General features: G+C 68.6%; 22 protein-coding genes. 9 read left to right on the forward strand and 13 right to left on the reverse strand.

Annotated elements, in window-relative coordinates:
• Nucleotides 1-35: 35 nt before the first annotated feature.
• From ACWF9G_RS33255 to ACWF9G_RS33265, 3 genes are all read right to left on the reverse strand, one after another.
• On the reverse strand, nt 36-1,709 hold the full coding sequence (locus tag ACWF9G_RS33255; RefSeq protein WP_452520136.1) for an acyl-CoA synthetase: 1,674 nt from the start codon (nt 1,707-1,709) through the stop codon (nt 36-38).
• A 64-nt stretch (nt 1,710-1,773) separates the two neighbouring features.
• Entirely contained in the window at nt 1,774-3,312 is a 1,539-nt protein-coding gene (locus tag ACWF9G_RS33260) for a coniferyl aldehyde dehydrogenase (RefSeq protein WP_452520137.1), read from the reverse strand.
• Between the two features lie 23 nt (nt 3,313-3,335).
• Nucleotides 3,336-4,145 carry an NAD(P)-dependent oxidoreductase gene (locus tag ACWF9G_RS33265; RefSeq protein ID WP_452520139.1) on the reverse strand — a complete coding sequence of 270 codons (810 nt, stop codon included), beginning with the start codon at nt 4,143-4,145 and terminating at the stop codon, nt 3,336-3,338.
• A 265-nt stretch (nt 4,146-4,410) separates the two neighbouring features.
• Between ACWF9G_RS33265 and ACWF9G_RS33270 the strand changes: the two genes are divergently transcribed.
• The 6 genes from ACWF9G_RS33270 to ACWF9G_RS33295 are packed head-to-tail and all read left to right on the forward strand — an operon-like array spanning nt 4,411 to nt 9,771.
• Nucleotides 4,411-5,232, forward strand: a complete 822-nt coding sequence (locus tag ACWF9G_RS33270) for a mycofactocin-coupled SDR family oxidoreductase (RefSeq protein ID WP_452520141.1) — start codon at nt 4,411-4,413, stop codon at nt 5,230-5,232.
• Nucleotides 5,233-5,253: 21 nt separating this feature from the next.
• Entirely contained in the window at nt 5,254-5,982 is a 729-nt protein-coding gene (gene fabG, locus ACWF9G_RS33275; RefSeq protein WP_378826329.1) for a 3-oxoacyl-ACP reductase FabG, read from the forward strand.
• Nucleotides 5,979-6,869: an FAS1-like dehydratase domain-containing protein gene (locus ACWF9G_RS33280; RefSeq protein ID WP_452520143.1), complete on the forward strand. Its 891-nt coding sequence runs from the start codon at nt 5,979-5,981 to the stop codon at nt 6,867-6,869. Before fabG ends, ACWF9G_RS33280 begins: the two co-directional genes overlap by 4 nt.
• On the forward strand, nt 6,862-8,073 hold the full coding sequence (locus ACWF9G_RS33285) for an acetyl-CoA C-acetyltransferase (RefSeq protein ID WP_452520145.1): 1,212 nt from the start codon (nt 6,862-6,864) through the stop codon (nt 8,071-8,073). Before ACWF9G_RS33280 ends, ACWF9G_RS33285 begins: the two co-directional genes overlap by 8 nt.
• Before the next feature lie 8 nt (nt 8,074-8,081).
• Complete coding sequence (locus ACWF9G_RS33290; protein ID WP_452520163.1) at nt 8,082-8,534, forward strand: MaoC family dehydratase; 453 nt, start codon at nt 8,082-8,084, stop codon at nt 8,532-8,534.
• A 46-nt stretch (nt 8,535-8,580) separates the two neighbouring features.
• Nucleotides 8,581-9,771 carry an acyl-CoA dehydrogenase family protein gene (locus ACWF9G_RS33295; protein WP_452520147.1) on the forward strand — a complete coding sequence of 397 codons (1,191 nt, stop codon included), beginning with the start codon at nt 8,581-8,583 and terminating at the stop codon, nt 9,769-9,771.
• 877 nt (nt 9,772-10,648) lie between these two features.
• Here the strand turns inward: ACWF9G_RS33295 and ACWF9G_RS33300 are convergent.
• From ACWF9G_RS33300 to ACWF9G_RS33345, 10 genes are all read right to left on the reverse strand, one after another.
• Entirely contained in the window at nt 10,649-11,293 is a 645-nt protein-coding gene (locus ACWF9G_RS33300) for a hypothetical protein (RefSeq protein ID WP_452520149.1), read from the reverse strand.
• Nucleotides 11,294-11,335: 42 nt separating this feature from the next.
• A complete protein-coding gene (locus tag ACWF9G_RS33305; RefSeq protein WP_452520151.1) occupies nt 11,336-12,631 on the reverse strand; it encodes an MlaD family protein in 1,296 nt (431 codons plus the stop codon).
• Nucleotides 12,628-13,734 carry an MlaD family protein gene (locus tag ACWF9G_RS33310; RefSeq protein ID WP_452520152.1) on the reverse strand — a complete coding sequence of 369 codons (1,107 nt, stop codon included), beginning with the start codon at nt 13,732-13,734 and terminating at the stop codon, nt 12,628-12,630. The genes ACWF9G_RS33305 and ACWF9G_RS33310 overlap by 4 nt, the downstream gene beginning before the upstream one ends.
• A complete protein-coding gene (locus tag ACWF9G_RS33315) occupies nt 13,731-14,837 on the reverse strand; it encodes an MCE family protein (RefSeq protein WP_452520154.1) in 1,107 nt (368 codons plus the stop codon). Before ACWF9G_RS33315 ends, ACWF9G_RS33310 begins: the two co-directional genes overlap by 4 nt.
• Nucleotides 14,834-15,883 carry an MCE family protein gene (locus tag ACWF9G_RS33320; RefSeq protein ID WP_452520156.1) on the reverse strand — a complete coding sequence of 350 codons (1,050 nt, stop codon included), beginning with the start codon at nt 15,881-15,883 and terminating at the stop codon, nt 14,834-14,836. Before ACWF9G_RS33320 ends, ACWF9G_RS33315 begins: the two co-directional genes overlap by 4 nt.
• A 7-nt stretch (nt 15,884-15,890) precedes the next feature.
• Nucleotides 15,891-16,928, reverse strand: coding sequence for an MlaD family protein (locus tag ACWF9G_RS33325; RefSeq protein ID WP_379309886.1), 1,038 nt, complete (start codon nt 16,926-16,928; stop codon nt 15,891-15,893).
• Complete coding sequence (locus ACWF9G_RS33330; protein WP_452520165.1) at nt 16,925-18,181, reverse strand: MlaD family protein; 1,257 nt, start codon at nt 18,179-18,181, stop codon at nt 16,925-16,927. The genes ACWF9G_RS33325 and ACWF9G_RS33330 overlap by 4 nt, the downstream gene beginning before the upstream one ends.
• Nucleotides 18,182-18,191: 10 nt before the next feature.
• Nucleotides 18,192-19,046, reverse strand: coding sequence for an ABC transporter permease (locus ACWF9G_RS33335; protein WP_452520158.1), 855 nt, complete (start codon nt 19,044-19,046; stop codon nt 18,192-18,194).
• Nucleotides 19,046-19,876 (reverse strand): MlaE family ABC transporter permease, encoded by an 831-nt coding sequence (locus ACWF9G_RS33340; RefSeq protein ID WP_355278572.1) that lies wholly within the window; start codon nt 19,874-19,876, stop codon nt 19,046-19,048. The genes ACWF9G_RS33335 and ACWF9G_RS33340 overlap by 1 nt, the downstream gene beginning before the upstream one ends.
• A gap of 275 nt (nt 19,877-20,151) precedes the next feature.
• The gene (locus ACWF9G_RS33345; RefSeq protein WP_452520161.1) at nt 20,152-20,949 is read right to left on the reverse strand and encodes an SDR family NAD(P)-dependent oxidoreductase; all 798 of its coding nucleotides are present in this window, start codon (nt 20,947-20,949) and stop codon (nt 20,152-20,154) included.
• Between the two features lie 351 nt (nt 20,950-21,300).
• Between ACWF9G_RS33345 and ACWF9G_RS33350 the strand changes: the two genes are divergently transcribed.
• The 3 genes from ACWF9G_RS33350 to ACWF9G_RS33360 all read left to right on the forward strand — a co-directional run bounded on the left by ACWF9G_RS33350 (nt 21,301) and on the right by ACWF9G_RS33360 (nt 23,377).
• On the forward strand, nt 21,301-21,909 hold the full coding sequence (locus ACWF9G_RS33350) for a TetR family transcriptional regulator (protein WP_378826373.1): 609 nt from the start codon (nt 21,301-21,303) through the stop codon (nt 21,907-21,909).
• A gap of 340 nt (nt 21,910-22,249) precedes the next feature.
• Nucleotides 22,250-22,927, forward strand: a complete 678-nt coding sequence (locus ACWF9G_RS33355; protein WP_355278415.1) for a hypothetical protein — start codon at nt 22,250-22,252, stop codon at nt 22,925-22,927.
• A 27-nt stretch (nt 22,928-22,954) separates the two neighbouring features.
• On the forward strand, nt 22,955-23,377 hold the full coding sequence (locus tag ACWF9G_RS33360) for a hypothetical protein (RefSeq protein WP_378826376.1): 423 nt from the start codon (nt 22,955-22,957) through the stop codon (nt 23,375-23,377).
• Nucleotides 23,378-23,411: the final 34 nt, after the last annotated feature.

A 23,411-nucleotide genomic window follows, 5' to 3' on the forward strand; every position in this document is an offset into this window, starting at 1 on the left:
GATCGAGGACGATCCGCACCACCCGGGTCCTGGGCTCACTGCTCGCCGGCGACCTGTTCACGCGCCCAGCGATAGTCCGCCTTGCCCGCCGGGCTGCGGCTGATGGCCGGCCGGAAGACGACCGCCTTGGGCAGCTTGTACCGGGCCAGTGATCCCGCGGCGTGCTCGACCAGTTCGGCGGTGCCCACCGTGGTTCCCTCGGCGAGCTGCACCACCGCGACGACCTCCTGCCCCCAGCGCTCGCTGGGCCGTCCCACGACCAGGACGTCAGCGACGCCGGGATGGGACGCGAGGGCCATCTCGATCTCCTCGGCGAAGATCTTCTCACCACCGGAGTTGATCGTCACCGCGTCGCGGCCGAGCAGTTCGACGGTGCCGTCGGCGCGGTGCCGCGCCCGGTCACCGGGCAGCACGTACCGGACTCCGTCGATCACCGGGAACGTCGCCGCGGTCTTGGCTTCGTCGCCCTTGTAGCCCAGCGGGGTGAACAGCCGCTTGGCCAGCCAGCCCAGGCCGTCGTGGCCGGGTTCGAGCACCGAGGCGAGATCCTCGGCGACCACGCGGGTGTCCAGGCCCGCCGAAAAGGTACCGGTGGAGACGAAACCGGCGGCCGAGACGTGGTGCAACTGGGTCCCGGTCTCCGACGAGCCCACCCCGTCGAGCACGGCCAGTCCCGGCACCGCGTCGATCCACTCCTGTTTGAGCACGGGGTTCAGCACCGCGCCGCCGTTGGCGATCGCGGCCAGCGAGGACACATCGGCGACGCCGGACCGCACCGCGGCCAGCAGCGGCCGCGCCATGGCGTCACCGACGACGATGGCGATCGCCACCCGTTCCCGCTCGATCGCGCGCAGCGTCTCGTCCGCGTCGATCCGGTCGACGACCGGGGAGAACACGACCGACTGCCCGGTGGTCATCGCGGTCAGCACCGCCCACTGGGCGGCACCGTGCATCAGCGGCGGCAGCAGCATCAGCTTCACCCCGGGATTGGCCGCGGCCCTGGCACCGATCTCCTCGTAGGAGCCCACGGTGGCGCCGGTGTTGACGTCGCGGCCACCGCAGGCGGCCATGTAGATGTCGTGCTGGCGCCACAGCACGCCCTTGGGCATGCCGGTGGTGCCACCCGTGTAGAGGACGTAGAGGTCGTCGGGCGAGGGAGTCACCGGCGGCGGCACCGGGTCGGTCTCGGCCAGGACTGTCTCGTAATCGACCGCGCCGTCGAGCAATTCGTTGCCCGAGTCGTCGGCGATCTGGATCAGCACCCGCAACCGGGGCAGTTCAGCGCGGATCTCGGCCACCCGCGGCGCGAAGGTCGCGTGGTAGATCAGAGCCGTGGCTCCGGCATCGGCCAGCAGGTGGCCGAGTTCGCTCTTGACGTAGCGATAGTTGACGTTGAACGGCGCGACCCGGGCGCGGAACGCCCCGACCAGGCTCTCGATGTACTCGTGGCCGTTGTGGGCGTAGATGCCGAGCAGATCCTGCCCGACCTCGTGACCGCGCAGCGCCGAACGCTCGGTGTGACAGCCGAGCCCGCGCTGATGCAGATAGGCGGCCAGGCGGATGGAGCGCTCGGCGGTCTGGGCATAGGTGCGGCGGTGTTCGCCCTGGATGACCAGCTCCCGGTCCGGCAGCGCGGCCGCGGCAGCGTCGGCGGCTCCCACCAGGGTGAACTGTGCCGGTCCTGGCCCGGCGGTGGCAGCGGACAACATGACTCCTCGAAAGTCGGCCGTCGGCGACGGCGCGTCGGATGGGGGAAGTGAGCGTGTGCGGCGATCAGGCATCAGCGGTGCAGGTCCGCACCGGCAGCCGCCCCGCGACCCGGCGGGCGGTGCGCCACCGGGCGGCCCGCAGGGCAAGGTCGACGATCCGGACCGTCCACTGCCCGAAGGGTGGCGCGGCGATTCCGGTGATCGGGAAGGGCAGATCGGTGCCGGCGACGGTGCGCCGATGGCTGAAGGTGTCGAAGCCGGTCTTGCCGTGATAGGCGCCCATGCCGCTGTGGCCGACGCCGCCGAACGGCGCGTTCTCGGAGAACATGTGGATCGCGAACTCGTTGCGGGCCACCCCGCCGCTGCGGGTTCGGGCGACGAACGCGCGGAAGTCGGCGCAGTCGGGGCCGTACCAGTAGGCCACCAGCGGCGACGGGTGGGCGTTGATGTGATCGCTGACCTCGCCGAGCGTCGTGTACGGCCGCAGCAGCAGCACCGGACCGAAGACCTCCTCGGTGGCGATGCGCATGTCGTCGGTGACCTCGTGGATCAGCGTCGGCGCGATCTTGCGCCGGTGCGGATCGGGCAGCGACTCCCCTTCCGGCGCCACCGCTTCCACCCGGGCACCGCGGGAACGGGCATCCTCGATCAGCTCGACGATCCTGGTGTAGTTCGCGTCGTCCACCGAGGAGGTGTAGTCGTCGTTGCCGGCGATCGTGGGGAACATGCCCCGCAGTTCGGACCGCAGCGCCTCGGTGAACCGGGCCATGCCGTCCTCGGGCACGAAGACGTAGTCCGGGCACACACAGACCTGTCCGCCGTTGACCATGCGCGCGCGGGCGATCCGGTTCGCCGCGCGGCGCAGATCGGCGCCGGGGCCGACCACGACCGGATTCTTGCCGCCGAGTTCCAGGGTCACCGGGACGAGATTCTCGGCGGCGGCGCGCATCACCTTCCGGCCCACCCCGGTCGACCCGGTGAAGAACAGATGGTCGAAGGGAAGCGCGGTGAACGCCGCGCCGACCTCCGGTCCGCCGACGACGATCGAGAGTTCGTCGGGATCGAAGTATCGCGCGGCGAGCGAGCGGGTGAGTTCGGCGGTGCGCGAGGTGATCTCCGACATCTTGATCATCACCCGGTTGCCCGCCGCGAAGGCCGAGGCGGCGGGCACGACCACCAGTTGCAGCGGGAAGTTCCACGGGCCGACGATGCCGACCACGCCGAGCGGGCTGGGATGGATCTCGGTGCGGATGCCGAGGCCACGTGAGAACGGATTCGGTTTCTCCGGGCGCATCCACCGCGCTACGTGGGAGCGGGTGTGCTCGAAAGCGGCGAGCATGCCCAGGATTTCGGCGAACAGGGTGCCGGTGCGCGACCGGGTGCCGAAGTCCTGCGACATCGCCTCGGCGTAGTCGTCGATGTGATCGAGGACCATGGCCAGCAACCGGTCGATCCGGTCGCGCCGCACCGCGGCCGACGGCTGTCCTTCCCGCAGGAAGGCCGCGCGCTGGCGGCCCAGCATCGCCGACAGCTCCGCCGGGTCCGTCGCGGCCGGGCCGGAATGGATTCCGGCGCCTGCGGTACTGGTGGTCGTGGTGTCCATGGCGGTGCCTCTCCGGTGCAGCGTCAGATCAGGTCGAACGGGCCGTCGGCGATCGCGGCGCCCAGGCCGGCGAGGTCGACACCGAGATCGGCGGTGGCGCTCACACACGCCGCGACGTCCTTGCGCAGGAACGGGCCCGCCAGCTTCCCGAATTTGGCGAAACCGCCGGTCTTGCGGATCGAATCCGCCGCGAAGCTGTTGCCGCTGGCCACCGCCAGCGCGTCGAGGAGCTGGTTCTCCTCGACGCCGAGCTGCCTGCCGACCGCGGCGGCGACCCCGACCAGCTGGGCATTCGCGGCGAAGAGGGCGTTGTTGATCAGCTTCACCCCCAGCGCGCTACCGAGCACACCGGTGGCCATGACCGTGCTCGAATAGGCTTCCAGCACCGGACGGACGGCCTCGGCGGCTTCGGCGGGACCGCCGAGCAGCACAGTCAGCCTGCCGTTGGCGATGTCGTCGGACGAACCACTCACCGGGCCGTCGAGCAGGACCGGCCCCTCCGGGTATTCGGCCGCCAGCGCCTTGACCGTCGAGACCGCGCCGGTGGTGTGCGAGACCACCACCGCGTCGGGCCGGGCCGTCGCCAGCAGACCGGCCGGACCGCCGAGCACCTCGATCAGCTGCGGGTCGGAATAGAGGCAGGTGATGATCACCTCGGCACGCTCAGCGATCGTCGCCGTCGAGTCGACGACCTCCGCGCCAGCGGCCTGTAGCCGCTCGCGCACGTCGTCGCGGCGCGCGTACACGATGGTCCGGTATCCGGCGGCGACCAGCCGGACCACCATCGGTTCGCCCATGCGCCCCGCCCCGACAAACCCGACAACCTTCGACATCTCGCGCCTCCTCATCGGCCGCATCCTCGCGGCCGGACGTCAGCGCGGACCTGGCGCGCTGCGGACAGATGGTAGTCCAGTAATCCATACTGTAACCCAATCGACCGAGTCGGCGGGGCGAACCGCGTCGAAAATCCGACAGCGGCCACCGGCCGGCCCGGCGCGGACGGAATTCACCTCCTTGCACCCCGCCCACCCCCACAATAGAGTCTGGATGAAAGCCATACCGTTGCCTTTACAATATGGCTAACCAGAGGGAGGTTCAGTGACCGGCCGACACACCGACAAAGTCGCGTTCATCACCGGCGCCGCGCGTGGACAGGGCCGGGCACACGCGGTCCGCCTGGCCACCGAGGGCGCCGATATCATCGCCGTCGATCTCGCCGGCCCGCTGCCCGCGGCAGTCCCCTACGACTCCGCGACGCCTGCCGACCTGGACGAGACCGTGCGTCTGGTCGAGGCGACCGGGCGCAGGATCATCGCCCACCGGGTCGATACCCGTGACCTGGACGGGTTACGCGCGGCCGCCGACGCCGGCGTGGCGGCGTTCGGCCGCCTCGACATCGTCGTGGCCAACGCGGGCATCTGCATCCCCCAGGTCTGGAACGAGATCACCCCCGAGTCGTTCCGCGACGTGCTCGACATCAATGTCACCGGCACGTGGAACACGGTGGCCGCCACCGCGGGTCATCTCGTGGACGGCGGGCGTGGCGGCTCGATCATCCTGATCAGTTCCGCGGCGGGGGTGAAGATGCAGCCGTTCATGGTGCATTACACCGCCAGCAAGCACGCGGTGACGGGGATGGCGCGAGCACTGGCCGCCGAGCTCGGCAAGCACCGGATCCGGGTCAACAGCCTGCATCCCGGCGCGGTCGCCACTCCGATGGGCGGGGGCGACATGGTGGCCGCCCTCGGACGGGCACTGGATTCCAATCCGCAACTGGCACAGATGGCCACGCCGTTCCTGCCCGACTGGATCGCCCAGCCCGAGGACATCGCCGCGGCGGTCAGCTGGCTGGCCGCCGACGATTCCCGGGCGGTGACCGCCGCGCAGATCGCGGTCGATCTCGGCTCCACGCAGTACTGACACGGAAAGGAATCCACGCCAATGTCACTTCTGGACGGACGCGTCGCGGTTGTCACCGGCGGCGCCCAGGGCATCGGACTGGCCATCGCCACAGCGTTCCTGCGCGAAGGGGCCTCGGTCGTCCTCGGTGATCTGAATCCCGGTACCGCCCTGGCGGACCTGGGCACCGACCGGGTCCGCGTCACCCGCTGCGACGTCACCAGCGCAGCCGACGTCGAGGCGCTGCTGGCCACCGCGGTGACCGAATTCGGGGCGGTGGACGTGATGGTCAACAATGCCGGGATCACCCGGGACGCCTCGATGCGCACCATGCGCGAAGAGGACTTCGACCAGGTGATCGCGGTGCATCTCAAGGGCACCTGGCACGGCACCCGCCAGGCCGCGGCGATCATGCGTGAGCAGGGCCGGGGTTCTATCGTCAACATCTCCTCGCTCTCGGGCAAAGTCGGGATGGCCGGGCAGACCAACTATTCGGCCGCCAAGGCGGGCATCATCGGCCTCACCAAGGCCGCGGCCAAGGAGACCGCCCGGTTCGGCGTGCGGGTGAACGCGATTGCGCCCGGCCTGATCCGCTCCCCCATGACCACGGCCATGCCGGAGAAGGTCTGGGACCAGAAGATGGCGGAGATCCCGATGGCCAGGGCGGGTGAACCCGGAGAGGTCGCGGCGGTCGCGCTGTTCCTGGCCTCCGACCTGTCGTCTTATATGACTGGCACCACCCTCGAAGTCACCGGCGGGCGGTTCATGTGACCGGATGGCAGGCGCACACCGTGGTCACCGACGATTACGTCGATCCCGCCCCGGTGGCCGCATTGAATGCCCTCTTCGACTCGGGTGCGGCGGCGATCGGAGTGGGCGATCCGCTACCGCCGCTGTGGCATTGGGCCGCGCTGGCCCGCTGGCCCGCTTCGTCAGCCATCGGCGCGGACGGGCACCCGGCGCGTGGCTCGTTCCTGCCGCCGGTGGAGCTGCCGCGTCGCATGTTCGCCGGTGGCACAGTGTCGTTTCCCGGGACCGTGCATGTGGGATCCACCATCCGCCGGGAGGCGCGGGTGGTCGCGGTGAACGCCAAGAACGGCCGCTCCGGTCCCCTGACGGTCGTCGAGGTCGAGATACGGTTGTTCGCCGAGACCGGTGCGCTCGCCGTCGTGGAACACCAGAACCTCGTCTATCGGGGCGCCGCGGCCGCCGCGCCTGCGATCGAGACCGACACTGCATTCCAGCACCCGCGAAACCCCTTGCAGCGCAGCACCGAATGGGACTGGCAGCTGCACACCGACCCGACCGTCCTGATGCGGTTCAGCGCGGCGACCGCCAATCCGCATCGCATCCACTACGACCTGTCCTACGCGACCGCGGTCGAAGGATATCCAGGCCTGGTTGTGCACGGTCCGCTCATGACCCTGGCCATGGCCGAGACCCTGCGCTGGGAACAACCGGACCGGCGCCCTGCCCGGCTGCGCCACCGCAACATCGCCCCGCTGATCTGTGGCGATCCCGCCCGGATCCGGCGTCGCGCGACCACCGATGGCGACCTCGCTCTCGCCGTCCACACCGAGTCCACCCCCGGCCAGGCGGTCGAGCACACCGTGCTCACCGCCGATTTCACCGTCGACGGAGACCCAGCCCATGCGTGAAACTGTCATCTGCGAGCCCCTGCGCACCCCGATCGGACGCTACGGCGGCGCGTTCGCCTCGCTCACCGCCACCGAACTGGGCGTGATCGCCCTGAAGGGCCTGCTCGACCGCACCGGCATCGACCCGGACGTCGTCGACGATGTCGTTCTCGGGCACTGCTATCCGAGCAGCGAGGCACCGGCGATCGGCCGGGTCGTTGCCCTCGACGCGGGCCTGCCGGTGACTGTCGGCGGCATGCAGGTCGACCGGCGCTGCGGCTCGGGCCTGCAAGCCGTCGTCCAGGCGGCGATGCAAGTCGGCAGCGGCGCCTGCGACGTCGTCGTGGCGGGCGGTGTCGAATCCATGACCAACACGCCGTTCTACTCCACGGAGATGCGCTGGGGTGGTGCGCGTGGGGGTATCCGGGTCCACGACGCGCTGGCTCGTGGCCGCGAAACCGCCGGTGGCCGTTTCCATCCCGTTCCCGGCGGCATGCTCGAGACCGCGGAGAACCTCCGGCGCACCTACGCGATCACCCGCGAGGAGCAGGATCGGCTGGCGCTGACCTCGCACCAGCGGGCGATCGAGGCCGAGCGCAGCGGAGTGCTCGCCGCGCAGATCGTCCCGGTACCGGTGCGCTCCCGCAAGGGCGAGGTGCTCGTCGACACCGACGAACACCCCAGGGCGGACACCACGCTCGAATCCCTGGCCGCGCTGAAACCTGTTCGGGCGGCGCTGGATCCGGAGTCGACCGTCACTGCGGGCAACTCCAGCGGCCAGAACGACGCCGCTTCGATGTGCCTGGTGACCACCCGTGCCAAGGCCGAGGAATGGGGGTTGACCCCACTGGTCTCGCTCACCTCGTGGGCTGTGGCCGGGGTACGCCCCGATGTCATGGGTATCGGACCGGTCCCCGCGACGGAGGCGGCGTTGCAGCGGGCCGGACTCACACTGGCCGACATCGACCTGATCGAGTTGAACGAGGCGTTCGCCGCCCAGGCCCTGGCCGTCATGCGGGAGTGGAAGTTCGGCGACCGTGATGCCGAACGCACCAATGTGCACGGATCCGGAATCTCGCTCGGGCACCCCGTCGGCGCCACCGGTGGCCGGATGCTGGCCACCCTCGCCAGGGAACTGCATCGCCGCGAACAGCGCTACGGTCTGGAAACGATGTGCATCGGCGGCGGGCAGGGCCTGGCCGCGGTGTTCGAGCGGGTGAACTGACCATGACACTGCGCACTTTCACCTCCGTCGACGACCTGGGTGGAGCTCTCGGCGAACCCCTCGGTCCCGGCCCGTGGACTGCCATCGGCCAGGATCGCGTCGACACGTTCGCCGCGTGCATCGGCGACGACCAGTGGATCCACGTCGACCCCGACCGCGCCGCGAGCGGTCCGTACGGCACCACGATCGCCCACGGCTACCTCACCCTGTCCCTGCTCCCCCGCCTCGGCCGCGATCTCTACGCCATCGGGTTCGGCACCGCACGGATCAACTACGGCAGCAACAAGGTCCGCTTTCCCGCCGCCGTCCGGACCGGCACCCGCGTGCGGGCGGTGGCGACCCCGCTCGCCCTGAGCACCGAGGGTTCGCGGGCCCTGCTCACCGTCGGCTGGTCGGTCGAGAACGAGGACGGGGGCAAACCCGCGCTGGTCGCCGAGACTCTCACCGCGATCATGCTCTGATCCGCACCGCCGGCCGACTCCCTCCATTCCACGAACGGATCCATCGATGAAACTCGCGCACACCCACGGACTCACCGACGTGCAGACCGAAATACTCGCCACCGTCCGGACTTTCGTCGACAAGGAGATCATCCCCACCGCCCAGCAGCTCGAGCACACCGACACCTACCCACAGGACATCGTCGACCGGATGGCCGAACTCGGCCTGTTCGGCCTCATGATCGACGAAGAGTACGGCGGCCTCGGTGAATCCCTGCTGACCTATGCCCTGTGCGTCGAAGAGCTGGCGCGCGGCTGGATGAGCGTCTCCGGTGTCATCAACACCCATTTCATCGTCGCCTACCTGATCGCCCGGCACGGTACCCCCGAGCAACGGCAGCGGTTCCTGCCCCGGCTGGCGACCGGGGAGATTCGGGGCGCGTTCTCCATGTCCGAGCCCGAGCTCGGCTCCGATGTCGCCGCCATCCGCACCAAGGCGGCCCGCAACGCCGACGGCGGATACACCCTCGACGGCCGCAAGATGTGGCTCACCAACGGCTCCACCGCCACCCTGGTCGCCACCCTGGTCCGCACCGACGAGGGGCAGCCGCGCGCGCACGACAACCTCACGGCCTTCCTCCTCGAAAAGCCCGCCGGGCTGGGCGAAGTCGCACCGGGCCTGACCATTCCGGGCCGGCTCCACAAGATGGGCTACAAAGGCATCGACACCACCGAGATGCTGCTCGACGGCCACACCGTGCCCGCCGAGGCCGTCCTGGGCGGCACCACCGGACATGGGTTCAAGCAGATGATGGACGGCATCGAGGTCGGTCGCGTCAATGTCGCGGCCCGCGCCTGCGGGATCGCGATCCGCGCCTTCGAACTCGGCGCCCGCTACGCCCAGCAGCGCAGCACCTTCGGCAAACCCATCGTCGAACACCAGGCGATCGAGTTCGCGCTGGCCGAGATGGCGACCAAAGTGGAAGCGGCGCATCTGATGATGGTCAACGCGGCCCGGCTCAAGGACTCCGGCCTGCGTAACGACGTCGCAGCGGGCATGGCCAAGTATCTGGCCAGCGAGTTCTGCAACGAGGTGACGCAGGCCGGGTTCCGGATCCACGGCGGCTACGGCTACTCGACCGAGTACGAGATCGAACGCCTCATGCGCGAGGCGCCGTTCATGCTCATCGGTGAAGGCACCAGCGAGATCCAGAAGCGCATCATCGCCAAGGGCGTGCTGCGCGACTACCGGATTTGACTGTGCCGATACCCGCATGGTCCAGGCAGCTATGGGACGAAATCCGCGGCGACTGACATCACTTGCGCCAGAACCGGAAGCACTCGGCGAGCCCACGCAGAACCTCGGCGCGATACCTCCCGGGCACCCTGTACACCGCGAGCCCGATCGCCACAGTCCGGCCGACGGTTGCAATGGCCAAGGTCAGAGCCGCAATCAGGATCAATATTGTGGTCATCGGTGCTCCATCACGCCTTCGGCTAGTTCGGTGAGACCAGCTAAGCCTGATCACCGCCATATTCAGAAAGTGCTAATGACCTGGGTAGATGAACAAACCTGTGAACAACTTCCGAGCTGCGGATAACTTGGCCTGATCACGCTCCGCGCACACCGGATCCGACGTGAGGTGTGGTACCAACGGAGTCGTTTCACGACGGTGCCACGTACACACGCCAGCACGGTCACGGGCCCGACCCCGACCCGCCGAAGAGCCGAGCGCGATCCCCAATGTCCTGACCTGGACCCTCTGACGACATCGCCTACCGTCGCGCGAGCGGACATGTCGACACCGTCGGGGCGCACGGCTGTGCCCTGCGTGTCCGGCCGAGTTCCGCTTCCTTCAAATCACCAGTCGCCCAGAGCAGATCCCGAGGTTGCGCGTCCCATCTTCGATGTGCCCCGCCGTGGGCACGAACCTGCGATGTTCAACCAACGAACCAGAAGCGCTAGACCGATGGGCCAAACCCACTGGCGAACCGGCTGCAGCGGCCAGCGGGTTCGGATCGGAGTTCTTGGCGTATTTCGGTGCGGCCCGCAAACTAAGACAGGTCAGGCACGATGACCGTGCCTGACCTGATGGTTACGCTCCTCCATCTGGACTCGAACCAGAACCCGCCGATCAGGGGATGGTCACGCGGCTCGCGAGCCACCGGCCGTCCACCAGTTCCATGGTCATCTGTACGCGGCTGCGGTCGATCCGGGGATCGGTCGCGGCCGCGTTGCTCACCGTCTGATCGATGAACAGCAACACCTCGACCTTGTCCGGCTGCGCGGATTTCACCGCCGCGTCCAGCACGGTGCCCTTGCCCGCCGCCTTGTTCTCGACGAGCAGCTGACGCAACTGGCCGCTGGAGCGGGTGTACATGTCCTTGAACTCGCCGGTGGACCCGTCGAGTACCGCGGTGAAGTCGTGGTCCAGGTTGCCGGAATCGACACTGGTCAGGGTGACGGCGTAGGCGCGCGCCGCGGCGAGCCCAGCCGCGGCCGCGGACTCGGTGTCGCTGTCCTGCTTGAGTTTCCATCCGAAGACCGCCGCGAGCACGACCGCCACCACGGCGACGGCGATCAGCAGCGGGATCCGAATCTTTCGCCAGATCAGCAGGGCGATCATGCGCCGGATCTGCCATTTCGTCGGCAGCACCGCCTCGGGCTGCGGAGCGGGCGTGGGAGATTCGGTGGCCGCGGCACCCGAGTCGGCGGGCTTCTCGGTGCCGGGATCGGAATCGGTGATCTCGTCGGCGGTGGTGTCGGTGTTCTCGGTCATCACGGGTCCTCGCTTCTACGCAACGTATTGAGGGAGCTGTCGTCACTTGGGGGGTGCGGGTATCTCCTGGCCGGAATCGGCCAGTGGCAACGGAATAGGCAGGGAGAAGGGGCCGGTGGGCGTCACGGTGGCGGTCCGGTCGGCCGGCTCGCCGGGCGGCGGTGGGCCGGGGACCCGTTCGCCCGGCGGGCGCGGCGCGTTGTGCGCGCCGCGGACCAGCAGCGACGGATCGGTGTCGGCGCAATAGGTGTAGAGGTAGGGCTCGACGTAGTTGTTGAGGGACGGCGCCTGGCGGGGCAGATCGTAGGTACAGGTGCGCCGTGGATACAGGCTCACCAGCCCCCAGAAACCACCGTCGTGGATCACGGTCACCAGCGCGTCGAGCGTGGAGCCTGCGCGTTGGGTCGGGAAGAAGAACTCCTGGAGAGCCGGTACGCGTGTCGTGGTCATCGACGCGACGGTCGACAGGTTTGTCAGCAACGAAACCACCGCCGTGGAGTTGTCCGCCACCATCGTGTCCAGTGCGGCGAGTGTGCCCGGCGTGGTGTGCAGGAGCTCGGCGTAACCGCCGGTCTTCGCCTCGACACCGCGCGCAGCGGTGGCCAGGTCGGCGGAGAATCGGTCGAGCGCGACCGATCCCGAGCCCACCGTCGACAGCACCGTCCGGCTGTCGCGGATGAGCGACACCGTCTGCGGCAGCACGGCGTCCAGTGTCGACACCAGGAAGATGCCGCCGTCGAGCACATCGGCCAGTTTCTGTGGACCGCCGGGGCCGGAGCCCAGTTCGTCGAGCACGGCGGTGAGCCGGGCGGGATCGACCTGCGCCAGGGTGCTGTCCAGTGTGCCCAGCATCCGCCACAGCGGTGTCGGCACCGACGTGCGGTCCTGGGTGATCACCGCGCCGTCGTCCAGATACGGCCCGGCCGATCGCCGCGGCCGGAAGTCGAGGAACTGCTCACCGGCGGTCGACAGGCTCGTCACCTCGACAGTGCCGTCGTCGGGCACCCCGACGCCGGCATCGATGCGGGCCAGCGCCACCACCCCGCCGGGAGCGAAGTCGACGGCCGCGATCTCGCCGATCGGCACACCCCGCAGCGTGACGTCCTGCCCGGGGAGCAGTCCACCGGATTCGGTGAGATGCACCCGCACCGTGATCGTCGCCGCGGTCGGATCGACGCCGAGGGCACCGAAGACCAGATACGTGGAACCGACCACAGCGGTCGTGGCGAGTGCGATCGCCGACACCGCGTGCCGGTACCGATTCCCCCCACGGACCAGGCCGACCAGCAGGCGCGCGGGCAGGTCCGCGGCGGCGACCACCGCGCGAGGCCGGCTCACCGGCCGGGTCCAAGCACGCGTTCGCGCAGCCGCAGCAGCGTGTAGGTCAGGGAACCGACCATCGCCTGCCAGTCGCTCGCGTCGGGGATCCGGGTGCCGGGATCGGCCTCGTGCCCGGGATCGGCCAGCGCGCCGATCGCGAAGTCCTGCAGGTCCACGTTTCCGTGGGCGGAGGTGCCGCTGCTCAGTTTGATGATCGAAGGCAGCAGCTTGTTCATCGCGACCAGGCTGGTCGACGGGTCGAGGATGGCGTCGTTGAGGCCCGCGGAGATCCGGTCGAGATTGCCGATGAGGCCGCCGATCTCGCCGCCGCGCAGCACCGGGAACTTCGCCAGTTCGGCGGTGACACCGTCGATCCGGCGGACCATGTCGAGCATCTGGGGCGCGTTGGCGTCGACGACGGTCGAGGCCGGGCCCGCCGCGGCGACGAAGTCATCGATCACCTGGCGATCCCTGGCGAGTTCGCCCACCAGCCGGTCGGTTTCGGTGAGGGCGCGGCGGATGTCGTCGGATCTGGCCGACAGCGCGGTCACCAGGTCCCGCGAGTGCTCGATCAGGTCGCCGAGCCGGTCACCGCGATCGCCCACGGCCCGGCCGAACCCGTTGACCACGGTGGTCATATTGCGGATCGCGCCGCCGTTGACCAGCAGGGACGCCGTCGTCAGCAGTTCCTCGACGGTCGCCGCCGCCGAGGTCTGCCCGACGTCGATGGTGTCGCCGTCCCGCATGGTCGCGGTCGCGAGCCCGGAATCGGCCGGGGCGTCCAGGGCCACATAGACATCGCCGAGCGGTGTCGCGGTGCGCAACTGGGCGCGGGTGCCGACCGGCAACGCGACATCGGCCCGGATGGTCAGGTGCACCACGGCCCGGTAGTCGGCGACCGTCATCTCGCGCACCTCGCCGACATCGGCACCGGCCAGCCGCACCTTGGCCTTGTCGGGCAGATTCAGCGCATTGGTGAAACTCGCGGTGATCGTGTAACCCGGCGCCCCGGATCCGCGCGCGGACAGCGGCAGATCACCCAGTCCCACACCGCATCCGGTGGTCAGCACGAGCACCGCAGCGGCACAGGCAGTGGTCCCGAGAACGGATCTTCTACTCATCGCGGCAACCTGCTCATCGCTTCCAGCATGTCGGTGACCCCGAAGTCGGGGCCGAAGTCCTGCAATGTCCCTGTGCTGCAGCCCAGTTGGCGAAGGCCGAGGATGTTGCAGACTTCCTTGACCATCTGCCCGTCGAACACCACGCTGTCGGTCAGCGCGTGGATGCGCGCGCCGCCGGTCTGCTGATCGACCGTGTTGTAGCCGTTGGCCATCAGCATCGGGGTGACGTCGAGGAACTCCGCGAGCTGATCGCGGTAGTCGGCCAGGGCTTTGACGACAGTCGCCGAATCGGTGACCGCCGAGTTCAGCGCCGCCCGGTTGTCGACGAGCAGCTCGTCGGCCTGGCGCATGACCGCGACGACCTGAGCCCCGGTGGTGCCTGCCCCGATGTCGAGCTGGGCCAGCATGTCACCGAGTTGCACCGACGCCGCGCCGAATTCGCGGATGGTCTGGTCACCGCGGGACGCGGCCGCGACCAGGGCCGCCAGCTCGTTCACGATCTGGGTGACCATATCGCGGGTCTGGGCGCCCGCGTCGTCGCCGAGGCGCAGGGCGCGCGACAGCTCGTCCATGGTGGCCCGCAACTGATCTCCGTTACCCGCGGTCGCCGAGGACGCGACCGCGAGCAGCCGGGCGATCGGGCCGTCTCCCGGCTGGGCACCGGAAAGTCCGCCGGACATCCGGTCGGCCATCGAGAGCAGCCGGTCGATGCCGACCGGTGTCCTGGTGTGGTCCGGTGCGAGCACGGCGCCGTCACGCAGGACCGGACCGCCGCGGTAGACCGGAGTGAACTCCACGTGCCGGTCGGTCAGCACCGAGGTGGACACGGTCACCGCGGTCGCGTCGGCCGGGATCGGGGTCGCGCCGTCGACCCGCATGCGCACCTCGACGTAGGCTCCGGCGGGCGTGATCGCGGTGACCTCGCCGATCGGCATCCCCAGCACGGCGACCGCGTTGCCGACATACAGACCCGCGGCGTCGTCGAATCGCGCCACCACGGTGATGTCGTCGGGCTCGGTGCGCAGCGGGCCGCCCGCGCACCCGGCAAGGACGCAGATCGCGAACAGCGCGAGCGCCCGCAGCACGGTGGTCGGCGACATCATCGGCACTCCCCGAAGTATTTCGGCAGACTCTGCTGCGCGGCCTGTCCGCTCAGCGCGCACATCCAGGAGTCGACGAGCACGCCGGCGGGGGCGTTGAAGTCGACCGAGTTCCCGTTTCCCGCCGCGTTGGCGAGGTTGCGCACCGACACCGGCAGGATCTCGAGGGTGTTGCGCAGCAGATCGTCGTGCCGGGCGAGGGAACCGAGCAGTCCGTTCAGCCCGGCGATCAACTCGTCGACGCGGGGCCGGTCGTCGACGACGATCGCGCGCACTTGTTCGACCAGCCGGGTCGTCGCCGTCATCAGCAGTTCGATCACCTGCCTGCGCGCGGCGATGTCGGTCAGCAGGTCCCGGCCCGAGGTCGCGATCGCCGTGAGGTCGGACTGCTGCGCGGTCACCGTCGCGGTGAGGTTGCGCACCCCGGCCAGCAGCGAACCGAGCTCGCCGCGCCGGCTCGCGAGAATGCCCGCCAGGGTCCGGATGTCGCCGAGCACCCCCGGCAGCACGGCCGGGACGCCGTCGAGCTGGGTGGCCAGCAGTTCCAGCGACCGGCCGACCTGCTCGGCGTCGATCTGTTCGAAAGTGGTGGTGGCGTTCTCCAGCGATTGCTGCAGATCGTAGGGAACAGCGGTGCGCGACAGCCCTATTCGGCGATCGGGCAGCTCGCCGGGACCGGCGGGGCGCAATTCGACGTAGCGGGCGCCGAGCAGGGTGGTCAGCTTGATCGCGGCGGAGGTCTCGGTGCCCAGGGTGACCTGGTCGTCGACACGCATCCGGACCACGACCCGGTCGCCTGCCAGGCGCTGGCCGGTGACCTCGCCGACCGGAACTCCGGCCACGGTGACGCCGTCACCGACGCGCAGGCCGGCCGCCTGGGCGAATTCGGCTTCGTAGCCGCGTTCACCGACGCCGACGGCGGATACCCCCAGCGCGGCCAGGAGCACCCCGGCGAGCACGGTCAGCGCGATGACCCCGAGCACCCGGGGACGTTGTTCTTCGAGTGGGCGGCCGACCGCGACGAGGCGGAGCCCGGGTGGGATCGTCATGAGTGGTTCACCTACACATCGGCGATTGCTGGACGGTGCCGGACGGGGTCGCGTAGCGGACGATCGCGGGCACGAGATCCGACAGCGCGGGGACAGCGGTGAAGCCGAGATTGCACAGGTAGACATTCATATTCGCGCCCTCCTGACTCACCCGGGCGATTCCCTTCAACAGCACCGGGAGGTTGAAGCCCAGATAGGCGAACTGGTCCTTGTTCTGCTCGAAGTGCCGGGTGAAGCCCGGCTCCCGGGTCAGCAGCCGTTCCAGGGCGGGCCGGTCCTGTTCGACGACGGTCGCCATCCGGTCGGCGACCCCGGACGCCTCGGTCAGGGTTGTCATCAGCTCGTCGCGGTGGCGGGCCAGCCCGTCGACGATGGCGCGGGTCCGGCTCAGCAGGGTGCCGAATTCCGCGCGGCGGGTGTCGAGGTGGGCCACGACCTGGTCGAGGTTGACGATCACCGAGCCCAGCACGTGATCGGGACCCGCGAGTGACTGGGCGAGCGTGGACATCTGGGCGATGAGCGTGGTCAACGATCCCGCGTCGCCCTGCAGGGCCCGCACCAGCGCGGCGGTGACGTTGTCCACCTGCTGTGGGTCCAGACCGCTGAACAACGGCTCGAATCCGTTGAGCAGGCCGGACAGGTCGAACGAGGGTTCGGTGCGCTCCACCGGAATCTGCGCGCCGCCGGACAATTCGGCGGCGGACCCGGTTGCCGGGCGGGACAGGCCGAGATAGCGCTGCCCGATCACGTTCTGGTAGGTGATCGCGGCGGTGGTGTCGGCGTACAGGTGCTGCTCGACGGCGACCCGGAAGCGCACCCGGGCCGCCGTGCCGTCGAGTTCGACGGCGTCGACCCGGCCCACCCGCACGCCCGCCATGCGGACGTCGTCACCGGAACGCAGGCCGGTGGCATCGGTGAAGATCGCCGAGTACGACCTGGTCGTGCCGTCGACGCCGCGGTGCAGCGTCACGAATGTCATCCAGATGAGCGCGAACGCGACGACGAGAAACATGCCGAGTCCGACGACCGAGCGACGGGACTTCATCGCGGGACACCTCCTGTTCCGGGGATTCCGGTGGTGAGCAGTTGGGCGAGAACCTGTTCGGCGGCATTGGCGTCACCGCCGAGCACGCGGCCGATCAGGTCCTGCAGTTCCGGGGCCAGCACCGGTTTCGGTAGGGAACGCGGGTCCAGCGAGGCGGGTAGTGGTTGCGCGGTGGCCGATTCCGGTGCGGTCGAGCAGCTGGGTCCGGCCAGGTCGCCGTAGCGCGGGCAGTCGGCACGGGTGTATGGCGTGTCGGCGCTGAGCCGGATCTGGAACTTTCCGGTCCCGGTCTGGGTCCGCTCGTTCCAGAACTCGGCGAACCACACATCGGACAGCTTCTTGATCCGTCCCGCGATCGGGCCGAAATGTGAACTGCCCGCGGCGAAGACGTCCAGCACCGGCGTCAACTGATCGGTCGCGGTGACCATCTCGTCGACGTGGGCCCCGAGCCCGCCGCCGACCGTCGACAAGGTCGCGGCACCCGCGGTGAGGACATCGCGCAGAGCCGCCTCCTGGGCCGCCACCGTCCGCATCGGAATCACCGAATAATGCAGCGCATCCAGTAGATCGGGGGCGGCGGCGGCCAGGCCCTGCACCGAATCGGTGAGCGCCGCGATCGTCGACGGCTCCCCCGGCGGTGCGATCTGCGCGGACAGCCCGGCGGTGATCCGTTCGAGCGCAGCGCCCGCCGCGACCAGGTCGCCACCGCGCCGGTCGGTGGCCTTGGCCACCGCCGCCAGCACGCCGACGGTGTCACTGGTGCCGATCCGGGCGGAGGCGGCGACGATGGCGCGCAGTTTGGTCAGCGCCGTCTGCAGCTGCACGGTCGACAGGCTGTCGTCCTGCTCGATCGCGTCACCGGCCCGCAGCGGCCTGCCCGGCCCGTTGTCGACCAGCTGGACCGAGGAGACCGCGAAGACATTGCCCGGGACCACGCGCGCGGTGACCGTACTCGGGACATCGTCGACCCGCGCGGGATCGAGTTCGAGCAGCGCCCGGCTGGGCCGCCCCTCGGATCCGGGTGACACCTGGGCGACGGTCCCGATGAGGACGCCGCGAAACTTGACGTCGGAGCGCGGTGGCAGGCCGTCGCCGACGTGCTGGAGCAACGCGACGACTTCGGTCTTCTCGTCGAACGTTCCCGACGACTTCAGCACGACCACGGTGACCCCGCCCGCCACGAGCCCAGCGAGCACGACGCCCCGGACCAACAGCCAGAACAGGGAGGGTCCACGCCCGTCCTTGTCGAACATCACCGGTAGCTCACCCTCCCAGCCGGGCGCTGGTGCCGATACCCCACAGGGCCACGGTCAGCAGCAGATTGACGACGATCATCACCGAGATCGCGGCGCGCATGGCCCGGCCTGCCGCGATGCCGACACCCTGCGGGCCGCCGGCGGCGTAGTAGCCGTAGTAGCACTGGATCGTGGTGGTCAGCAGGACGAACACGATGGCCTTGCCCAGCGAATAGACGATGTCGGGTCCGCTGAGCACGAGCTGGAAGTAGTGGTGGTAGGTGCCGAGCGACAGCCCGCCCGCCGCGCCGACCACGAATTCGACCGCCAGGTAGTTCATCGCCAGACAGACCAGATACAGCGGCACGATCGCCACGACCGAGGCCAGCAGTTTGGTGCTCACCAGGTAGGGAATCGACCGGATGGCCATGGATTCCATCGCATCGATCTCCTCGGAGATCCCCATCGCCCCCAGCTGCGCGGTGAACCGGCACCCGGCCTGCGCGGCGAAGGCCAGCGAGGCCATGATCGGGGCCAGTTCCCTGGTCGAGGCCGTCGAGGCGACCAGCCCGATCGCCGGTTCCATACCCAGCAGGTGCAAGGCGTTGTATCCCTCGAGCCCCACGATCGCGCCACCCGCGGCGCCGAGCACGATGATCACGCCCGCGGTACCGCCGCCGACGACGATCGAGCCGTTCCCCCAGGCGATATCCGACAGGGTCCGCAGGAATTCCGCACGATAGTTGCGCAGCATCACCGGAATGGCGAGCACGGCCCGGACGAAGAAGGTGAGCATGTGGCCGAGCCGCATGAACACGATGCCGATTTCCTTCAGGAGCACGGCCGCCATCCGTATACCGGGCGGGTAGTAGGCCGACGCCATTACAACCCCTGCCGCGGGAACAGCATCATGAATATCTGCGTGAACAGAACATTCACGATCATCAGCAGCAGGATCGACGAAACCACCGTGGAATTCACCGAATTCGCGACGCCCGCTGATCCGCCCTCGGTCGTGAGCCCCTTGTGGCAGGCGACGATCGCGACGATCGCGCCGTACACCACCGCTTTGATCAATGTCAGGACTAGGTCGCCGACGGTGGCGAACGACGCGAAGGTGGCGACGAAACTGCCCGGTGCGCCGTCCTGCGCGAAGACATTGAAGACGTAGCCGGCCACGAAACCGACGAAACAGACCACACCCGTGAGTGAGACACCGATGAGGACGGCGGCGGCGAACCGCGGCACGACCATGCGCCGGATGACCGAGACACCCATGATCTCCATGGCGTCGAGTTCCTCGCGGATCTTGCGCGAGCCGAGGTCCGCGCAGATCGCGGAACCGACCGCCGCCGCCATCAGCAGCGCGGCCACCATCGGCGCACCTTGCCGGATGACGGCCAAGCCGCTGGCGGCGCCTGCCAGCGAGGTCGCACCCACCTGACCTGCCAGCAACCCGAACTGGATGGACAGGGTGACGCCGATGGGCAGGGCGACGAAGATGGTCGGCAGCACGGCGGCCGACGCCATGAAGGCCGCCTGATCCACGGCTTCGCGGACCGCGAACCGGCCGGTGAGGATATCGGTGATCAGGAACTGCACGGTGCGAACCCCGAGGACGAATTGTCCACCGACGGTGCCGAGTGCGACGCCGGGGTGCCGGTCGAGGTATCCCCGGAACCAGGAGCCGACCGCCCGGCTGGCCGGCATCATCGGCGCGGCGGGTTCGGAATCACCGAGTGCGCCGACAGAATTGGAGTTTTTCGACATCCGGAATTCCTGACGAATCGTGGGGACACGCCGAATCACCCAGGAAAATTGAGTAATTCGATCAGCAGGTCGGCCGCCGTCGGTCGACGTCGGCCCATCGATGTGTACTTCGGCACGGTTACTGGCGCGCCGACGATCTCCGCTGCGCGTCCAGCCGGGCCGCACCAGGATCTACAAGACGATACTGTATCACTTACAGTTGGATCTACAACAGCATTTCAGACGAAGTCCGAACCGCCGTCGACATTGATGTTGGCGCCGGTCATGTAGGAGTTGCGCCGGGAGGCGAGAAACGCGACGACCGGACCGATCTCGTCGGGCAGGCCGGCCCGCGGCAGTTGCGCGGGATGCCCGTAGTGCTCACCGATAGCCGCCATCAGCCGGTAGGGGTCCACACTCTCGATGCCGACCGAACGAGCCCAGCCGAGCAGGGCCGGTGTCACGAAGGTGCCGGGCGAGACGACATTGACCAGGATCTCCTCCGGCGCGAGCAGCAGCGACAGATTCTTCGACACGCTGGTGACCATGGCCTTGGCGGCGGTGTAGGCCGCCAGCGATACGGATTGACGCTGGGTCGAGTGCGCGGAGAAGTTCACGATCCTCGCCCACGACGCCCGGCGCAGCAGCGGTAGCGCCGCGTTGGCACAGTGCACCACGGGCAGGACTCCGTGATCGAGGGCCTCGTGCCATTGCTCGCCGGTCAGCTCTTCCACGGTTCCACGCACATCCGGCCCGACCGTGTTGATCAGCGCGTTGAGCTCGCCGCCCCAGCGCTCACCCAGTTGCCCGAACACCGCCGCCACCTGCTCGACATCGCGCACGTCGGCGACGAGACCGACCGCATCCGCACTCCCCGAGCGGACGAGCTCGGCGGCGGCCGCCTCGACATCGGCGGCGGAACGTCCGACCACCGCGACCCGCGCACCCTCCTGCGCCAGACATCGCGCGGTCGCCAGCCCCATACCCCGGCTACCGCCGACCACGACCGTGGCCGCGTCGCGCAACCCCAGATCCATACCGCACCCGCCTCGCATCAAGGAGATCCCCGGGGCGCGACCTCGATATCGTGGCCGACAGACAGGCTCACCGGCCTCCTATTCGCCGTTACTGTAAAGCATCCAGTAAGTCACGTGAAGAGTTCTTCGGCATTTGCCCGGCGACGGCCGCACGCTGCGCGAACACACCCCGGGACACCGTCACCCCGATTCCCGACAGACCGCGCTCGCCGACACCCCGCAACACTCGAGATACCGCTGGCCACAGCGGTTTACGTTCGAGTTCGTTGACATTTTTCACTGACATCTGTCAACATCAGCACACCGCTCCACACGTTGACAGCGGTCGAGGGCACGGGCTAGAACCCAGCCATGAGTACAACCCCGGAGCAGCACCAGGGCCGACAGGCCCGGCGGCTGCACACACGGCAGCGGGTGTTCGACGCGGCCATCGCCGAACTGAAGCAGACCGGCGTGGCCGACGCCGATATCAACGCCATCGCCGAGTCCGCCGGTGTCGCACGCGGCACCTTCTACTTCCACTTCCCCACCAAGGAGCATGTGCTGCTCGAACTCGAGCAGCGAGAAGAGTTCCGCATCGCCCGCGCGCTGGAACGGTTCCGGCGCCGATCCCCCGATCTGCGCGACACCTTTGTCAAGACCGTCCGACTGGTCACCGAACTGGAGCGACAGCTGGGCAGCCTGCTGTTCAGAGATCTTCTCGCCATGCACTTCTCGCCGACGCGGCCGGTCGACGAGAGCTGGCGTGAGCATCCGCTGATCATCGTGCTGACCGAGGAGATCACCCGTGCCGGAGAGCGGGGCGAGGTACAGAACGCGGTCGAGCCGCACCACAGCGCGATGTTCTTCCTGCTCGGCCTCTACGGCCTGCTGACCTCGACCACCGGCACGAAAGCCCTACGGCAGTCCGTACTCGACAGCTACCTCACCACCACACTGCGCAGCCTGGAGCCCCGATGAGGACACCACCGCCGCGCCGACCGACAGAGAGAGCCCAGCATGCTGCTCGACATCGTCCGACTGATCCTGACCTGGGGAGCGATGCTGCTGATCATCGCCTTCTGGTACTGGGTCATGAACAACATCGGCACCTTCTGACGAAGCACCGGCGCATTCCGCCGCACCGTGCGGTAACCCCTTGCCCGCGCGGACCTTAGAAGAAGAGAGTTCCCGTGAACGAACAAGATCGCCGGCGCAAGCGTGCGCTGATCGTCTTCCAGATCGCCATCTACGGCTTCCTGCTGACGATGTTCCTGATCCAGATGCAGATGTGCATGACCAGGGACTGGTAGGGACCGCCATGACCGCAACCGTCACCTTCGACCAGCACCACGAGGACAGCAGGCTCGCGCAGCGGCGCGCCGATCGCTGGCTCACCGCGGGCACCGCGCTGATGGGCACCTATGTCCTCGGGATCTTCGGCCTGCCACTGTTCCTGCGCGGGGTCTTGCTCCAGCGCAGGGCCCAGCGATCGGGGCTCTCCGTGCGGCCCGTGATCGTCACCCTGATCGGCTATCTCGTCATCCTGGACGCCTTCCTCAACACGGTCGGCTGGGCCCTGGACATCGGCGCCAGCCACACCCTCATCACCCGCGTGTTCTTCACCGCCTGGGGCAACTTCTTCGACGGCGGCTACTGGTGGCACTACAACGAACTCTGGATCGGCGGATCGGGCGCGCCGGGCGAGAAGGGCTGGGAGATCGCGTGCATCCTCGTCGTGTTCCCGATGCGCGTCGCCGCCGCGATCGCGTTCCTGCAGATGAAGCGGTGGGGACACCAGTGGCTGACGGTGACCTGCTGGTTCGGCGTGGTCATCTGGGTCGGCTACATCGTCAACATGACCGTGTACGCCGACATCCGGTTCGACAGTGTCGTGCTGCCGGTCATCGGCTGGTGGCTCTACGACATCTTCTACATCACGCCCTTCCTGGCGATCCCCTACCTGCACACCGTGAATCGCGAGATCTTCTCCGACTGAACCCGGCCCCGCTATCAGGAGCAACTCATGACCGACTCAGCAACCGGTGCCGGAGAGGATCTTCCGCTCGGCACCACCCCGACGTTCGCCCGCATGCACAAGTTCCTCAAGCGCGGCATCTTCGTCTGCCTGTTCGCCCTCGTCATCGAGGGCGCGTTCACCGTGCCCGCGCTGGCCCTCTGGTACGGCTGGCCGACCTTGTCGCTGCACGAGATCTGTGACGAGATGATCAAGGTCCGCTACTCCGACGACTCGCTGACCTGTGAATATCCCGCGGCGTTCAACGCGCCGCCGCTGGGCGGCCAGGCCGAGGGCGCCGGGCAGACCACCGCCCGCGACGAGTGGGGTGTGCAACCGAAACCCGGATGGGAGCGCATCGGCTTCCGCGAACTCGTACGACACCACGACGAGCGCGTCGCCCGGCAGCAGGCCGACCGGGCCGGTCGGTGAACCCGCGGACACCCCGCCCGGCGCGTGTCCTCGC

Source organism: Nocardia sp. NPDC055029, assembly GCF_053608525.1.